Origin of the sequence: Mesorhizobium sp. YL-MeA3-2017, from assembly GCF_030814575.1 — a bacterium.
In the GTDB taxonomy this organism is placed as follows: Bacteria; Pseudomonadota; Alphaproteobacteria; order Rhizobiales; family Rhizobiaceae; genus Mesorhizobium; species Mesorhizobium terrae.
Genome location: NZ_JAUSVH010000001.1, coordinates 2,255,145 through 2,271,011 on the forward strand (window position 1 = coordinate 2,255,145; position 15,867 = coordinate 2,271,011).

The 15,867-nt window shown below is 61.6% G+C and carries 17 protein-coding genes and 1 tRNA gene; 12 read left to right on the forward strand and 6 right to left on the reverse strand.

Going from position 1 to position 15,867, the window contains the following annotated elements; translation table 11 throughout:
- Window positions 1-28 precede the first annotated feature (28 nt).
- On the forward strand, window positions 29-2,755 hold the full coding sequence (secA, locus tag QFZ88_RS10555) for a preprotein translocase subunit SecA (RefSeq protein WP_024922670.1): 2,727 nt from the start codon (window positions 29-31) through the stop codon (window positions 2,753-2,755).
- Between the two features lie 38 nt (window positions 2,756-2,793).
- Here the strand turns inward: secA and QFZ88_RS10560 are convergent, their stop codons facing one another.
- Both QFZ88_RS10560 and QFZ88_RS10565 read right to left on the reverse strand, forming a co-directional pair.
- Window positions 2,794-3,153, reverse strand: a complete 360-nt coding sequence (locus QFZ88_RS10560) for a hypothetical protein (protein WP_245317516.1) — start codon at window positions 3,151-3,153, stop codon at window positions 2,794-2,796.
- Window positions 3,154-3,346: 193 nt separating this feature from the next.
- The gene (locus tag QFZ88_RS10565; RefSeq protein ID WP_024922672.1) at window positions 3,347-3,586 is read right to left on the reverse strand and encodes a hypothetical protein; all 240 of its coding nucleotides are present in this window, start codon (window positions 3,584-3,586) and stop codon (window positions 3,347-3,349) included.
- A gap of 94 nt (window positions 3,587-3,680) precedes the next feature.
- On the opposite strand from QFZ88_RS10565, the gene QFZ88_RS10570 reads away from it, so the two are divergent.
- Together QFZ88_RS10570 and QFZ88_RS10575 are read left to right on the forward strand one after the other, a co-directional pair.
- On the forward strand, window positions 3,681-5,081 hold the full coding sequence (locus tag QFZ88_RS10570; RefSeq protein WP_024922673.1) for a lipopolysaccharide biosynthesis protein: 1,401 nt from the start codon (window positions 3,681-3,683) through the stop codon (window positions 5,079-5,081).
- Complete coding sequence (locus QFZ88_RS10575) at window positions 5,081-6,364, forward strand: GNAT family N-acetyltransferase (RefSeq protein ID WP_024922674.1); 1,284 nt, start codon at window positions 5,081-5,083, stop codon at window positions 6,362-6,364. The genes QFZ88_RS10570 and QFZ88_RS10575 overlap by 1 nt, the downstream gene beginning before the upstream one ends.
- 417 nt (window positions 6,365-6,781) lie before the next feature.
- Here QFZ88_RS10575 and QFZ88_RS10580 read toward each other — a convergent pair.
- Window positions 6,782-6,866: transfer RNA gene (locus tag QFZ88_RS10580), tRNA-Leu, on the reverse strand.
- A gap of 195 nt (window positions 6,867-7,061) precedes the next feature.
- On the opposite strand from QFZ88_RS10580, the gene QFZ88_RS10585 reads away from it, so the two are divergent.
- Both QFZ88_RS10585 and QFZ88_RS10590 read left to right on the forward strand, forming a co-directional pair.
- The gene (locus tag QFZ88_RS10585; RefSeq protein ID WP_024922675.1) at window positions 7,062-7,649 is read left to right on the forward strand and encodes a YqaA family protein; all 588 of its coding nucleotides are present in this window, start codon (window positions 7,062-7,064) and stop codon (window positions 7,647-7,649) included.
- Between the two features lie 32 nt (window positions 7,650-7,681).
- Window positions 7,682-8,197 (forward strand): disulfide bond formation protein B, encoded by a 516-nt coding sequence (locus QFZ88_RS10590; protein WP_024922676.1) that lies wholly within the window; start codon window positions 7,682-7,684, stop codon window positions 8,195-8,197.
- 11 nt (window positions 8,198-8,208) lie between these two features.
- Here QFZ88_RS10590 and QFZ88_RS10595 read toward each other — a convergent pair whose 3' ends face one another.
- Together QFZ88_RS10595 and QFZ88_RS10600 are read right to left on the reverse strand one after the other, a co-directional pair.
- Complete coding sequence (locus tag QFZ88_RS10595; protein ID WP_024922677.1) at window positions 8,209-8,766, reverse strand: HNH endonuclease; 558 nt, start codon at window positions 8,764-8,766, stop codon at window positions 8,209-8,211.
- A 128-nt stretch (window positions 8,767-8,894) separates the two neighbouring features.
- A complete protein-coding gene (locus QFZ88_RS10600) occupies window positions 8,895-9,536 on the reverse strand; it encodes a DNA-3-methyladenine glycosylase family protein (RefSeq protein WP_024922678.1) in 642 nt (213 codons plus the stop codon).
- 73 nt (window positions 9,537-9,609) lie between these two features.
- Here QFZ88_RS10600 and gluQRS point away from each other — a divergent pair, with 73 nt between their 5' ends.
- Window positions 9,610-10,485, forward strand: coding sequence for a tRNA glutamyl-Q(34) synthetase GluQRS (gene gluQRS / locus QFZ88_RS10605; RefSeq protein ID WP_024922679.1), 876 nt, complete (start codon window positions 9,610-9,612; stop codon window positions 10,483-10,485).
- A 119-nt stretch (window positions 10,486-10,604) separates the two neighbouring features.
- Complete coding sequence (locus QFZ88_RS10610) at window positions 10,605-11,492, forward strand: DMT family transporter (RefSeq protein ID WP_024922680.1); 888 nt, start codon at window positions 10,605-10,607, stop codon at window positions 11,490-11,492.
- On the opposite strand, the gene QFZ88_RS10615 is transcribed toward QFZ88_RS10610, so the two are convergent.
- Window positions 11,462-12,313 (reverse strand): YihY/virulence factor BrkB family protein, encoded by an 852-nt coding sequence (locus tag QFZ88_RS10615; protein WP_024922681.1) that lies wholly within the window; start codon window positions 12,311-12,313, stop codon window positions 11,462-11,464. The genes QFZ88_RS10610 and QFZ88_RS10615 overlap by 31 nt on opposite strands.
- 47 nt (window positions 12,314-12,360) lie before the next feature.
- Between QFZ88_RS10615 and QFZ88_RS10620 the strand changes: the two genes are divergently transcribed.
- The 5 genes from QFZ88_RS10620 (at window position 12,361) to QFZ88_RS10640 (ending at window position 15,847) form a co-directional block, all read left to right on the forward strand.
- Complete coding sequence (locus QFZ88_RS10620; protein WP_161773101.1) at window positions 12,361-13,236, forward strand: SDR family oxidoreductase; 876 nt, start codon at window positions 12,361-12,363, stop codon at window positions 13,234-13,236.
- Between the two features lie 17 nt (window positions 13,237-13,253).
- Window positions 13,254-13,445 (forward strand): twin transmembrane helix small protein, encoded by a 192-nt coding sequence (locus QFZ88_RS10625; RefSeq protein WP_024922683.1) that lies wholly within the window; start codon window positions 13,254-13,256, stop codon window positions 13,443-13,445.
- A 23-nt stretch (window positions 13,446-13,468) separates the two neighbouring features.
- Complete coding sequence (locus tag QFZ88_RS10630) at window positions 13,469-14,050, forward strand: cob(I)yrinic acid a,c-diamide adenosyltransferase (RefSeq protein WP_024922684.1); 582 nt, start codon at window positions 13,469-13,471, stop codon at window positions 14,048-14,050.
- A gap of 45 nt (window positions 14,051-14,095) precedes the next feature.
- Window positions 14,096-14,875: a rhomboid family intramembrane serine protease gene (locus QFZ88_RS10635; protein WP_024922685.1), complete on the forward strand. Its 780-nt coding sequence runs from the start codon at window positions 14,096-14,098 to the stop codon at window positions 14,873-14,875.
- Between the two features lie 222 nt (window positions 14,876-15,097).
- The gene (locus tag QFZ88_RS10640) at window positions 15,098-15,847 is read left to right on the forward strand and encodes an electron transfer flavoprotein subunit beta/FixA family protein (protein ID WP_024922686.1); all 750 of its coding nucleotides are present in this window, start codon (window positions 15,098-15,100) and stop codon (window positions 15,845-15,847) included.
- Window positions 15,848-15,867 lie beyond the last annotated feature (20 nt).

Here is a 15,867-nt window from a genome sequence, read left to right on the forward strand (position 1 = left end):
CCAGGATTGCAAGCGAAAGGACCATTGAATGGTCAGTCTCGGCGGCTTCGCCCGTAAGATTTTCGGTTCCTCCAACGACCGCCGCGTCAAGTCGACCAGGCCTCGCGTCGAGGCCATAAACGCCATGGAAAACGAGATGCGGGCGCTCTCGGATGCCGAACTAACCGCCCGCACCGAAAAATTCCGCCAGGATATCGCCAATGGCGCGACGCTGGACGACCTGCTCATTCCGGCATTCGCCACCGTTCGCGAAGCGGCCAGACGCGTGTTGGGGCTGCGGCCATTCGACGTGCAGCTGATCGGCGGCATGGTCCTGCACAATGGCGGCATTGCCGAAATGCGTACGGGCGAAGGCAAGACGCTGGTCGCCACCCTGCCGGTCTATCTCAACGCGCTCGCTGGCAAGGGTGTCCATGTCGTCACCGTCAACGACTACCTCGCCACCCGCGACGCCGAATGGATGGGCCGCGTCTATAAGTTCCTCGGCCTCACTGTCGGCATCATCGTGCACGGTCTCTCCGACGAGCAGCGTCATGAGGCCTATGCCTGCGACGTCACCTACGCCACCAACAACGAGCTCGGCTTCGATTACCTGCGCGACAACATGAAGTATGAGCGCGCGCAGATGGTGCAGCGCGGCCACAACTACGCGATCGTCGACGAGGTGGACTCGATCCTGGTCGATGAGGCACGCACGCCGCTGATCATCTCCGGTCCGCTCGAGGACCGTTCGGATATGTACAACACCGTCGATGCCTTCATCGTGAAGCTTCAGCCCGCCGACTACGAGGTGGACGAAAAGCAGAAGACCGCGATCTTCACCGAGGAAGGCACGGAAAATGTGGAGAACATGCTGCGCGGTGCCGACCTTCTGAAGGGCGACTCGCTCTACGACGTGGAAAACGTCGCCATGGTCCACCACGTCAACAACGCGCTGAAGGCACATCGCCTGTTCCAGCGCGACAAGGACTACATCGTGCGCAACGGCGAAATCGTCATCATCGACGAATTCACCGGCCGCATGATGCCCGGCCGCCGCTATTCGGAAGGCCTGCACCAGGCGCTCGAGGCCAAGGAGCATGTGCAGATTCAGCCGGAGAACCAGACACTGGCGTCCGTCACCTTCCAGAACTACTTCCGCATGTACAAGAAGCTGGCCGGCATGACCGGCACGGCGCTGACCGAGGCCGAGGAATTCGGCAACATCTACAATCTCGAAGTCACCGAGATTCCGACCAATCTTCCGGTCAGCCGCCTCGACGAGGACGACGAGGTCTATCGGACCGTCGAGGAGAAGTACAAGGCGATCGTCAAGGAGATCCGCGAAGCCAATGCCAAGGGCCAGCCCACACTGGTCGGCACGACTTCGATCGAAAAGTCGGAACAGCTGGCTGAACGCCTGCGCCAGGACGGCTTCAAGGATTTCGAGGTGCTGAACGCCCGTCACCATGAACGGGAAGCGGCCATCGTTGCCCAGGCCGGCAAGCCCGGCGCCATCACCATCGCCACCAACATGGCCGGCCGCGGCACCGACATTCAGCTCGGCGGCAACGCCGAGATGCGCATTGCCGAGGAATTGGTCGACATGCCGGCAGGCGCCGAGCGCGAGGCGCGGGAAAACGCCATCCGCGAGGATGTGAAGAAGCTGAAGGAAAAGGCGCTGGCCGCCGGCGGCCTCTACGTGCTTGCCACCGAGCGCCATGAAAGCCGCCGCATCGACAACCAGCTGCGCGGTCGTTCGGGACGCCAGGGCGATCCCGGCCGATCCAAGTTCTTCCTGTCGCTGCAGGACGACCTGATGCGCATCTTCGGTTCCGAGCGCATGGATGGCATGCTGCAGAAGCTCGGCCTCAAGGAAGACGAGGCCATCATCCACCCCTGGATCAACAAGGCACTGGAGAAGGCGCAGAAGAAGGTCGAGGCGCGCAACTTCGACATTCGCAAGAACCTTCTGAAATATGACGACGTCTCCAACGACCAGCGCAAGGTCGTGTTCGAGCAGCGCATCGCGTTGATGGACGGCGAAAGCCTGTCCGAGACGGTCTCTGAAATGCGCAACGATGTCATTGACGAGATCGTCGCCAAGGGCATTCCCGAAAACGCCTATTCCGAACAGTGGGATGTCGCGGGCCTGAAGGCCGAGGTGCAGCAATACCTCAATCTCGACCTGCCGATCGAGGATTGGGCAAAGGAAGAGGGTATTGCCGAAGACGATATCCGCGAGCGCATCACCAAAGCCGCCGACGAAGCGGCCGAAGAGCGCGCCGGGCGCTTTGGCCCGGACGTGACCGCCTATGTGGAACGCTCGGTCGTGCTGCAGACGCTCGACCATCTCTGGCGCGAACACATCGTCAATCTCGACCATTTGCGTTCCGTTGTCGGCTTCCGCGGCTATGCGCAGCGCGATCCGCTCAACGAGTACAAGAGCGAGGCCTTCGAGCTGTTCCAGGCCATGCTCGGCAATCTCCGCCAGGCGGTGACCGCGCAGCTCATGCGCGTCGAACTGGTCCGCGAGGCGGCCGATGCCCCCATGCCGGAAGCACCGGAAATGTTCGGTCAGCACTTTGATGCCACCACCGGCGAGAACGATTTCGGCGAAGGCGGCGATGTTGCCGTTCTGGAAGATATCCGCGTGGTGCCCCCCGAGCAGCGTGACCCGAAAAACCCGTCAACCTGGGGCAAGGTGGGTCGCAACGAAGCCTGCCCCTGCGGTTCCGGCAAGAAGTTCAAGCACTGCCACGGTGCCTTCGGCTAAATAGCCGGCGCCGCGGTTGTTGCGAGCACCCAGAGACCTTACTGACGCTTCGGCGATTCAAGCCGGAGCGTGAACATCGTGCCCGCGATCCCGTCGGCGAGCTTGGGCTCGAAGGCGAGCGGCATGCAATGTTGAACAGCATCCGTCGCTGCCTGCACGAGCTGTTTGCGTTTGTCGGCTTCGCCATCGACCTGGATGTTGGTTGGCCGGGGCGGGCCGATCAGGGTACCGTCCCGCTTGAAGCTGAATTGCAGGGTGACCGAGCCCTTGGCATCGGTCGAAGGCGGAACCCAGCAATTCTGCAGGGCTGCCCCCACCTCCGTCATCGTCTTCAGAGGCTCGGCGGCGAAACTGCCCGCCAACGGCGTCAATACGCCGGCGGCCAGCAGAAAACCCAATGTCGTTTTCATCGTATAGCCCTCGATATCGGCAACCTCTTTGCCGACGCATTTCCAATGCGCACCGGGTTCCGATTGTTCCATGCAACCGGATCAGCTTTTTGAGAGCGGCCGCAGAGATTAGCCGCGCGCCCCGGGGCATGGGATTGTCGGCATGCGGCGACAAATGCAACCAAGAATACATCCGTCGCGATCACAGCGCGTCGTGCGACCGCTCATTGGCCAACGCGATCAGGTTCTCCAGTGCAGCGACACCCAGTCGGTTCATGTGCTTGCGCCCCATCGCAATGTCGATGCGCATGGCTATTTCGCCGGCATCCGCACCTTTGAGATCAGCCAGCCGCTCGATGCCGATTTCTTCGAGATAGGCGATCATCTTCGGCCCGATCGAATAGGCTTCGAGCATCGCCTTGCGTTCATTCTCACCGATCATCAAACCCCTCCCGAACCGTTTTTTAAGGTGTAGCGAATAGATAGTCTGTGGTGCCTGAGACTGTTAAGGTTCTGGCACAAAACGGGAGTAGGGTGTGCGCTTTTCCGCGGCCATGACAGCCGAGCGGCTTCTGCCGCAGCGTTTGGCGCTGCGGGCGAGGCCATTTCTCGGCCGGGTCGACGCGATCCTCTTTTCCTCGGACGAACGCGGCGAAGCCGGCCGCATTTCGCTCATCGCTTTCGTCATCCGCGTCATCAGCGCCGTCATCGCCTTTGTCAGCCAGGTCCTGATGGCCCGCTGGATGGGCTCGTTCGAGTACGGCATCCTAGTGCTGGTGTGGACGACCATGATCATCGTCGGCAACCTGTCCTGCCTCGGCTTCCACACATCGGTGATCCGCTTCATCCCGGAATTTCGCGAACACGGCAAGATGGCCGAGTTGCGCGGTATTCTGCTGGCGAGTCGGCTTTTCGTGCTGGTCGCGTCGACCGTGATCGCACTCATCGGTGTGGGCGGTGTCTGGCTCTTCTCGAGCAGGATCGAAAGCTACTATGTGATCCCCTTCGTGCTCGGCATCTTCTGCCTGCCGATGATCGCGATGTCCGATCTGCTGCAAGGAATAGCCCGCGCCAATTCCTGGGCGCTGTCTGCCTTGTCAGCCACCTACATCATCCGTCCATTGGCGATCCTTGCCTGCATGGCGCTTGCCCTGTTGATCGGCATGCCGCCGGACGCTAAGACGGCACTGATCGCCTCGATCGTTGCCACCTATGCGACGACGATTGGCCAACTCGTCAGCATCACCGCACGCACCGACGCTCGCGTTCCGGCAGGCCCGACGGCCATCCATATCCGCGACTGGCTTGTCGTATCGCTGCCGATCTTCCTGGTCGAAAGCTTCTTCTTCCTGCTCACCAACGCCGATGTCTTGATGGTGGGGTTTTACCTGACCCCGGACGACGTCGCCGTCTATTTCGCCACCGTGAAGACGCTGGCGCTCGTTCACTTCGTTTATTTCGCCGTCAAGGCGGGCGTCGCCCAGCGATATGCGCACTACACCCACGGTGAACGGAGCAAGCTTGCCGCCTTCGCCCGTGAAACCGTGTCATGGACGTTCTGGCCCTCGGTGCTGATGGCGCTGGTGGTGCTGTTGCTCGGCAAACCGATGCTCGTGCTGTTCGGGCCGGAGTTCGATGCCGGTTATCCTTTGCTCTTCCTGCTGGTCTTCGGCGTCGTCGCCCGCGCCGCGGTCGGCCCTTGCGAAAGCCTTCTGACGATGAGCGGCAACCAGAACATCTGCGCCGCCGTCTTTGCGCTGACGCTCGCCTTCAACATTTTGCTCAACGTCATCCTGATCCCGCATTTCCATCTTTGGGGCGCAGCACTTGCTACGGCCCTTGCAATGCTGTTCGAGGCGACCGCGCTGTCGTTCACCGTCTGGCGTAAGCTGGGTATCGCCATGGCCATTTTCATCCCTGCCAGAGGAGCCGCCTGATGGCTGCCATCCCGCTGATCGAGGAAACCAGTGGCGGTCCCGCCGGAACGATGATGACCGGTCTGGCGGGTGTCACACCCAATGCCGCGGAGCTGGCCGAGATCGAACTCCTCGCCGCCAACCGCCCGGAGCGTACGCTCGCGATCTATCCTGCATCGGCGGGTTTCGACCTTGTCGAGGAACTCGACTATCTGTGCAATCGCACCATCGAGCCCAACGTCTTCTTCAACCCCCGCTTTCTCGCGCCGGCGATGCCGCGTCTGGAAGATCGGGAAGTGCGGCTGGCTGTCATTCGCGACGGCAACGAACACCGCAGCCGGCTGCGCCTGCTGGTTCCGTTCTCGGTCGAGCGGCCGGGCATTCCGCTCGGCGTCTCCATCATGCGCACCTGGGCCAGCCCGTTTGGCCCGGTCGGCACCCCCCTGGTCGACCGCGACGACCCTGTCGGCGTCATCGAGGATTTCTTCTCGATGCTTTCGCGGCCGCATCTCAAGCTCCCCAAGGTTTTCGCCCTGCCGGACATGCGTCTTGACGGTCCGATGGCGAGCCTCCTGCAAGCGCTAGCTGAGGCGCGCAATCTGCCGCTGGTGACCACCGGCGAAACGTTGCGTCCGGTTCTGCACAGCGAACTGGACGGCGACGCCTATCTCAAGCAGTCGCTGCGAGCGCATCACTATCGCGAATTTCGCCGCCTGAAACGGCGGCTCGCCGAGACGGGCACGCTGGAACACCACGTGGCGCGCGGGCCGGAGGAGATCCGCCATGCGATCGAGAATTTCCTGACGCTGGAGGCTTCCGGCTGGAAAGGGCGTGAGCGCACCGCCATGGCCATCGACCGCTATCGCGCGGCCTTCGCACGCGAAGCCGTACACCGCCTCGCCGAACAGGACATGTGCCGTATTCATTCGCTGACGCTTGACGGCCGTACTATCGCCAGCCTGATCGTCTTCGTCGAGGCCGGGCACGCCTATACCTGGAAAACGGCCTATGACGAGACCCTTGCCGCCTATTCGCCCGGTACGCTGTTGATGATCGAGGTGACCAAGCAGCATCTCGACGATCCAAACATCGTCATGAGCGATTCCTGCGCGGTGCCGGACCATCCGGTGATGAGCCGTCTTTGGTCCGAACGGCGACCGTTCGGCACCTTCGTCATCGGCCTTACCCCAGATGCCGACAGGGCAACCCGACAGGCAGCGTCGCAACTGCACCTCTATCGAGAGACCCGCAACTTCGCGCGGCTGTTGCGAAACCGGGTTCGGAACCTGCTCGGACGCGGTTGACCCGAACCAGACCGGTTTGCGATGGGGTTATGGGCTGGTAGCTCGATGAAAACGAGTTGGCCGTGCGCCTGCGCATCGCTTCCGTGTACGTGGCAAGTACAAACGCGCCACACGCAACAGAGATCAGCATCTACAATCACACTTCATTATATTCTAACTTATTGAAATATTTGACAATTGTAAAACTTGCCATTCCTAAACCCACGCAAGTCGGCTAGGGTGTTGATGCGATTATGTGAAGGCACGTTGCATAGTCGCCGCCCGCTTGCCGCACCCCTACCCCCCACCCCAGGCAAGCGGGCACAGGGTGGATGAACGACGTCACGCGGCCAACCAGCGCCACCATGGGCGCACCTCTCAGGCACTCCGGGTGCAGCCAGCACGACTGTTGATCACCTGAGAAAAACGGGAAAACTTTGGTGCCCCTAGCCGGGATCGAACCAGCACTCCTTGCGGAACTCGATTTTGAGTCGAGCGCGTCTACCAATTCCGCCATAGGGGCCCGGACCGGGCGGTCCAGATGGGCGCGGACTATACGGTCGCGCACCCATTCGTCAACTGGCGCGGCCGCTCCTTTTGCGAAATCATGGACAACGCCCGAGCCAACGGGTGCGGCCTTTCGGTTTCGTGATGCTTCGCGCCATTGTGTGGCCAAGAAATTCTTTCTAGAGCATGCACTGATCAAAAAGGGGGCGGCATGCTTCGCGGACTTTACGATTGGACCTTGTCGCTGGCGGCGCGAAAATCCGCCGAATGGTGGCTGGCCTTCATCGCCTTCGTCGAAAGCTCGGTATTTCTCGTGCCGGCGGACGTGCTCTATCTACCGATGGCATTGTCCAGGCCCGACCGCGCCTATCGTTATGCGCTGATCGCCACCGTGGCCTCGGTGCTGGGCGGAATAGCCGGCTGGTTCATCGGTCACTACGCCTATGAGGCGGTGGCCAAGCCGGTGCTCGAATTCTACGGCAAATATGACGAATTCGAAGCCCTGCGCACCTCGTCCGGCATCGGCTTCATCGTCCTGATGCTGATCACTTCGGGCGCCGCGCACCTGCCGCCGATCAAGGTGGTGACCATCCTGTCCGGCGTCATCGGCGTCAATCTGCTGCTGTTCATCGTGCTGGCCATCGTGGCGCGCGGCGGCCGCTTCCTGTTGCTGGCATGGCTGCTGAGGCGCTACGGCGAACCGATCCGCGACTTCATCGAAAAGCGCCTTGGCCTACTGGCGGGCGCGGCGGCTGCCATTCTCATCCTGCTTTATTTCGCGGCCAAATACGCGCTCTGAACGAAGAGCGCCGACCACAGGAGCGAACCGACATGTCCCAATCCATGACAACACCGACACGCGGACCGATGCTCACCGCCGCGTTCCTGACCGTGGCCATGGCCGCGACCGTCGGCTCGGCACTCGCCTTCCAGTACATAGGCGGCTACATCCCGTGCAAGCTCTGTTACGAGCAGCGCATCCCGTACTACGTCGGCGTCCCGCTGATGTTGCTCGCGGTGCTTGCCGCGGTCTTCAAACTTCCTGCCTGGATCACCCGCGCCTTGCTCGTCGTCGGCGGTCTTCTGATGGTCTACGGTCTCTATCTCGGCATCTACCATTCCGGCGTCGAGTGGGCATGGTGGCCGGGACCGACCGACTGCACCAATGTGGCGGGACCGGTCGATACCGGCGGCAAGGGCGTGCTCGACGTGCTGGACAAGTTCGTGCCGCCGTCCTGCGACAAGGCGGCGCTGCGCATTCTCGGCCTGTCGCTGGCCGGCTGGAACGCCATTGCCAGCGTGATCCTCGCGGCTATTGCTTTCCGCGGGGCTTACAAGCGCGCTTGAATGAAGGGGCCTCAGGGCTCCAGTTCAACATCCCAGTACAGATAATCCATCCAGCTTTCATGCAGATGGTTGGGTGGGAACAGGCGGCCATTGTTGTGGAGGTCGTGCACGGTCGGCTGGAACGGCTTCTGCAGCGGCCACATCTTGGCCTGGGAAGGCATCATGCCGCCCTTGCGCAGATTGCAGGGGGAGCAGGCGGCGACCACATTTTCCCACGTCGTCGCACCGCCGCGATGACGCGGGACCACGTGGTCGAAGGTGAGGTCCTCTGGCGTCCCGCAATACTGGCATTGGAAGCGGTCACGCAGGAATACGTTGAAACGCGTGAAGGCCGGATAGCGGGACGGCTTCACATAGGCCTTCAGGCTGACCACCGAGGGCAGTTTCATCGAGAAATTCGGCGAGGACACCGCGTGCTCGTACTCGGCAACGATGTTGACGCGGTCGAGGAACACCGCCTTGATCGCGTCCTGCCAGGACCAGAGCGAAAGCGGGTAATAGCTGAGCGGACGGTAGTCCGCATTCAGCACCAGTGCGGGAAGCCCATCCGGAGATACGGCAACCGTCACGTTGTTTGCCTCCTTGGTTCTCAAACCGAACGGCGCGGATACTGTAAGCCCGACATGACAGGGATGTGAAGCGGGGAGCCGCATCGAACACCCCCTGAAAAGGCATGATTTTTATGCTTTTTTATGGCTCAGGCAGGCGGAGCGGCATCCCTGCCCTTCAATTCTCTGTAATAGGACCAGAAAAGTCGCGCCGCGACGCCTCGCCACGGTGCCCATGATTCGGCCAGCGCGATGAGTTTTCTCTCCGCTGGACGCGGCTCGATCGACAGCGCGTGACCGACCGCGCTCTGCAGCGCGACATCCTTCGCTGGAAAGATGTCCGGATGGCCGGCGGCGAAAAGCAGGTAACATTCCGCCGTCCACGGACCGATGCCTGGAACCGCGGTGAGCTCGGCAATAGCCTCGCCGGCCTCCAGCGAACACAGATGATAGAGGTCGAGCCCACCCGCGACGGCTTCGGCGATGGCGATCAGCCCGCGCTGTTTCGGCCGCGACAGGCCGGCCTCACGAAACACATCCTCACCGGCGCCGAGAATGGCCTCGGGCGTCAATGGATCGAGCAACCGGGTAAGCCGGCCGAAGATCGCATCGGCGCTGGCACGCGACACCTGCTGCGAGACGATGATGGAGGCAAGGTTTGCGAAACCCGGCTCGGAGAGGCGCAGCGGCACTTCGCCGGCAAATACGCGCACCGGCTCAAGGCGCGGGTCGATGCGGCACAACGCGTCGAGCCCGGCTGCAATGTCGTCGAGGGAGGCGATGCGCTGCATGGTTCCTTGTCCGTGGAGGACGGGCAAGGTAGCAATCCGATTGACGCTTGCAAAACCCGATTGCCGCCCGCCGATGACACTCCTGACATTCCGCTTCGCGCCAAGTCCGAACGGCGAGCTCCATCTCGGCCACGCCTACTCGGCGCTGCTCAACCAGCAGCTGGCCGCCAATGTCGGCGCTCGGTTGCTGCTGCGTATCGAGGACATCGATACAACCCGCTGCACGCCGGAATTCGAAACCGGCATCTATCGCGACCTCGAATGGCTCGGCTTGCGCTGGGAGGAACCTGTGCGGCGGCAATCCGAGCATTTCGATGAATACCGTGCCGCGCTCGACCGGCTGATCGCCGAGGAGCTCGTCTACCCCGCCTTCATGAGCAGGGGCGATATCCGCGCCTTCATCTCGGAACGCGAGCGGCGTGGGCGCGATTGGCCGCGCGATCCCGACGGCGTGCCGATCTATCCGGCGATCGACAAGACCTTGTCGCTCAAAGAGCGCGAGGCACGCATGGCCGAAGGAACACCCTTCGCCTGGCGGCTCGACGTCGCGGCAGCCCTCTCGCGCCTCGACCACGATCTTTCCTGGACGGAATTTGGGGACACGACGCTGTCGGCTGCGAACCGCGTCGAAGCGCGGCCGCAGGATTGGGGTGATATCATCCTCGCACGCCGCGACATCCCGACCAGCTACCATCTTTCCGTCGTGATGGACGACGCACTGCAGGGTGTGACCCATATCGTGCGCGGCATGGACCTGTTCCACGCAACATCCGTGCAGAGGCTCCTGCAGAACGTGCTCGGCCTGCCGCAACCAGGCTATTTCCACCACAAGCTGATACTCGGTCCGGACGGACGCAAACTGTCGAAAAGCCTCAAGGACACCGGTCTGGCTGCGTTGCGTACTGGCGGCACGAGCCCAGAAGAGATCAGGCAGATGATTGGCCTATAGGCCTGGCCCGACAGCAACTTCAATTCGCGTTACTTTAAACGTAAGCCGTTTTCGCTTTGCCGGGCGATCGCCCCGGGCTAGAGCAGCGCCCTTCTCACAAGAAAGTGGACCAGCAACCCATGCACGAATTCAAGCGGTTCATTCCCGCCACCTTCGTCGTGCTGTGGGCAACGGGCTTCATTGGCGCCCGCTACGCCATGCCCTGGGCCGAACCGTTCACTTTTCTCGCTATCCGTTTCGCCATCGCCGCCGCGCTGTTCGCCGTCCTGATCACGGTGCTCAAGGCACGCTGGCCGAACCGCAAGCAGGCCCAGCATGCGATCATCGCCGGTGTTCTCATGCATGGCATCTATCTTGGTGCCGTGTTCTGGGCGATCCATCGCGGCCTGCCCGCTGGCATCTCGGCCCTGATCGTCGGCCTGCAACCGCTGATCACCGCGGTCATGGCCGGCAAGCTGCTGGGTGAGCAAATCAAACCGCGTCACTGGATCGGGCTGGCGGTCGGCTTTGTCGGCGTCATCGTCGTCTTGTGGCCAAAGCTCGGCACATTGGGTGGAGGCGTCACCGCGGCCACTTTGACGGCATCCCTCGTCTCGGTGATCGCCATGAGCGCCGGCACGGTCTGGCAAAAGCGCTTCGCTTCGTCGGGCGACCTCGTCGCCTCGACCTTCTGGCAATATGTCGGCGGAACAGTGGTGATGGTCGTCGCAAGCCTCGCCTTCGAGACCCAGACCTTCACCGTCAACGGCGATTTCATCTTCGCAATGGCCTGGCTGGTGCTCGTGCTTTCAGTCGGCGCCATCTTCCTGTTGATGGTGATGATCCGCGAAGGCGAGATGTCGAAGGTCGCCTCGTTGTTTTATCTGGTGCCCGCGGTGACGGCAGTGATGGCCTGGGTCCTGTTCGGCGAGCAGCTGAACTTCATCCAAATCGTCGGCATGGCGATCACCACCTTCGGCGTCGGATTGGCCACCGCTCAACCGACGCGGGCGCGGGCCTCCAGATAACGGCTGATGGCGGCATTCAATTCACCACCGAGGATGAAGATCACCGAAACGATATAGAGGAAGACGACCGCGATCATGATCGATGCCAGACCGGCATAGGTCGTCACATAGGACGAAAAGTGGTCGAGATAGGTGGCGAAGATCGTTGAACCGACCAGCCAGCCGATCAGCGTGAAGGCGATACCGGGCATGATCGAGACAATGCTCCGCCGCCCCATCGGCAGCCAGATGTGCACGGCAAACAGGGCAAACACGATCACGGCCGAGGCGATGACGAAACGCCACAGCGTGATCGTGCCCATATAAGGACCGATCCAGTCAAAATGCACTTCCGCCAGCCTCGCCAACAGAGGCGCGAAGACCAGAAGCAGACTGATGGCGAGCGAACCTGCCGTGGCAATGAGTACGAAAACAATGCTCTGGGCGCGGCGATAAATCAGCGAGCGTGTCTCGGTCATGCGATAGGCGCGGTTGAGCGACGTCCGCAGCGCCTCGATGCCGTTCGAGGCGAAGAACCCGGCCAGAAGCACGCCGTAAGTCAACAGATCGGTGCGTCGCACGGTCAGAACGTTGATGACTTCGCGCGCGATCGGCTTGGCGATCTGCTCCGGCCAAGTGTCGAACACGAGCGGTACCACGGTTTCCACATAAGCCTGCGCGCCGAGAAAGCTCGCCAGCGTGGTGGCGAAGATCAGGAACGGAAACAGCGCCATCAGCGAGGTGATGGCCAGATGACTGGCCATGGCCCATCCGTCGTCATTGTTGAAATGACCGAGCGCGTCGTAGAGCACACGACGGAAGGCAACGATGGTCCGCAGCAACGACGCTTTCCCTCCGGTTGTTTCCAGGCGGCGAATATGGGAAGTGAATGCGGCATATGGCAAGCCTCGCCGAACCCGACAACCCCGCATCTCCGGCGCCACGGACGATCATCGTCACTGGCGCTTCTTCCGGCATTGGCGCCTATTGCGCTCGAGCGCTGAAGCGCGAGGGTTGGCGCGTGTTCGCTACCGCCCGCAAGGCCGAAGACATAGCCGCACTCGAAGTCGACGGCATCGAAGCCTTCTATCTCGATTATCGGGAGCCGGATTCGATCGCCGCTCTGGTCGAAACAATAAGTGCACGCACCGGCGGCCGTCTGGATGCGCTCTACAACAATGGCGCTCACGCCCAGCCGGGAGCGGTCGAGGATTTGCCGGTAGCAGCGCTCAGAGAACAATTCGAGGCCAATTTTTTCGGCTGGCATGACCTTACCCGCCGCATCGTTCCGCTGATGCGTGCTCAAGGCCACGGCCGCATCGTCCATTGTTCCTCGATCCTCGGCCTGACGCCGTTGCCATTCCGCGGCGCCTACGCTGCGTCCAAACACGCACTTGAAGGCTTGATGTTGTGCCTGCGCCAAGAACTGGAAGGCAGCGGCATCCACGTCTCATTGATCGAGCCGGGCCCGATCGCCTCGAAGATTGCCAGCAACGGCCTGTCCTGGTTTCTCAAGAACATCGACCACGAGAATTCGGCGCATCGCGCAGCCTACCAGGCGCAGCTACAAAGATTGCAAGCCGGTGGCGTCAAATCGCCCTATAAGCTCGGTCCGGAAGCCGTCTACAAAGTTCTCACCCATGCACTTCTGTCGCAACGCCCCCGGCCGCACTATGTGGTAACGGTGCCTGCCAAGATAGGAGTGGTGCTGAAGCGCCTGCTGCCTGCCTCGACACTTTACCGCATCCTCGCAAAGCGCGCTTGAACGAAACGGAAGTTGCAATGGCCACTGTCTTCAACATCCTCGCCATCATCGTCATGATCGCGGTCGTCGCGGTTCTGATCCGCGGGCTGATCAACATGATGCGTGGCGGCTCCGGCGTAACATCGAACAAGCTCATGCAGGCGCGTGTGTTGCTGCAGTTCGTGGCGCTTGTGCTGATCATGGTGGCCGTCTACCTCACCCGAAAGTAGCGGCGCGAGACCGGGAGGACGGCTTGGTCAAGCTCAACAAGATTTATACCCGAACCGGCGATGACGGCACCACCGGCCTTGGCACCGGTGCCAGGCGCCTGAAATCGGACCTTCGCGTCGACGCCTATGGCACGGTGGACGAGGCAAATGCCTGCATCGGCATGGCACGCCAGCACACGATGGTCGCGCATCCGGCGATCGATGCGATGCTCGGTCGCATCCAGAACGACCTGTTCGACCTAGGTGCCGACCTCGCCGTTCCGGACGACGGCAAGCCGCTGGACTATGAGCCGCTGCGTATCGTCGCCTCGCAAGTCGACCGGCTGGAGAAGGACATCGATCTGCTCAACAAGGATTTGCAGCCGCTGAAGTCCTTCGTGCTGAATGGCGGCTCACCGGCCGCGGCAGCACTTCACCTGGCTCGAACGGTGACGCGCCGCGCCGAACGCGTCATGATCGCCCTGGCTCAGGACCCGGCCGAGATCGTCGGCAGCGAAGCGATCAAATACGTCAATCGCCTCTCCGACTTCCTGTTCGTCGCCGCGCGCACGGTCAATGACAACGGAAAGACCGACGTGTTATGGGTGCCGGGCAAAAACCGCTGATTTGAACGTAGCGGATGTGACACCCAAGGGGCGGAAGCCAGCCGCATGTTCATTCCGCTTTACGATTCGAACCACCTGCGTCGCATTCGGCACGCCTATGTGACGATCGGGCTGATCGTTCTGAATGTCGCCGTCTATCTGACGACGCGATTGGCCGGCGACGATTTCGCGGCGGGCGCGGCACTCAGCTACGGCTTCATCCCGTCCATCGTCCATCACACTGCGGAACTGTCGCCGCAATTTGTCGTCATTCCGGCGAACCTCAGCTACGTGACCTATTCCTTTCTGCATGCGGACATTTTTCATCTCGGCGGCAACATGCTGTTCCTGTGGGTGTTCGGCGACAATGTCGAGGATGCCCTCGGTCATGTCCGTTATCTGATCTTTTACATGGCTAGCGCCGTGGGAGGCGCATTTTTCCACGGCTGGGTGGCGCCAGGCTCCGAACAGCCGCTGATCGGCGCCTCCGGCGCGATCGCCGGGGTGGTCGCGGCCTATCTCATCCTCTATCCCCGCGTGAAAGTGTGGGTGCTGGCCTTCGCGCGCATTCCGCTGCGCATCCGCGCCTACATCGTGCTCCTCCTCTGGATCCTGCTGCAGTTCGTCATGTTCGCCATGGGCGGCCAGGATCAGATCTCCTGGGCCTGCCATATTGGCGGCATTGTCACCGGCGCGGTGCTGGTCGTGGTGCTGCGCAGCCGTGGTGTCCCCCTGCTGGACGACGAGGATGATGAAACCGCTACCCCGGTTTCAACTGAAACCGGACAGGTGCCGCCGCCACCTGCAACCGAGACCAAACCCGCGCCCCGCTGGGGCAGGCAATAGGTTTTGCATTCAACCGATTTGGGCATTCTGGCGATATTGACGTTCACGTCACTCACAACTACGGTCCCGCGCGCCTGGGGAAGCCGCGTAAGCCACCGTGCAGGCAACCGAGATTTGGCGGGCGAACTACAGAATTTGCGTCCGAAATGTCGGCATTCGACAACCCTGAGCGGGCCGGTACTGTTATAGCGCCCCGAATGCATCTTGAGAGGTGAGAGACAGATGAAAGTCCTGGTGCCCGTGAAGCGGGTCGTCGATGCGAATGTGAAGGTTCGCGTGAAAGCGGACGGCTCGGGCGTGGAACTCGCCAATGTGAAGATGGCGATGAACCCGTTTGACGAGATCGCCGTCGAAGAGGCGATCCGCCTGAAGGAAGCGGGCAAGGCCGAGGAGATCATCGTGGTCTCGATCGGGCCTGCGCAGGCACAGGAGACGCTGAGGACGGCGTTGGCCATGGGCGCCGATCGCGCGATCCTGGTGAAGTCCGACGAGATGGTGGAGCCACTGGGTGTCGCCAAGGTGCTGAAGGGCGTGGTCGAGGCCGAACAGCCGGGCCTGGTTATCCTTGGCAAGCAGGCGATCGACGACGATTCCAACCAGACCGGCCAGATGCTGGCAGCCCTTCTCGGCTGGGCGCAGGGCACCTTCGCCTCCAAGATCGAGCTGGCCGGCGACAAAGCCAAAATCACCCGTGAGGTCGACGGCGGCCTGCAGACGGTCGAATTGAAGATGCCGGCCATCGTGACTGCGGACTTGCGACTGAATCAGCCGCGCTATGCTTCGCTGCCCAACATCATGAAGGCCAAGAAGAAGCCGCTGGATGAAAAGACCGCTGCCGACTTCGGCGCCGATGTGACACCCAAGCTCAAGGTCATCAAGACCGAGGAGCCGGGCCGCCGCAAGGCGGGCGTCAAGGTCAAGACGGTCGCCGAGCTCGTCGACAAGCTCAAGAACGAAGCCGGCGTGCTCTAAGGCGAAGCGGAAAGGAACAA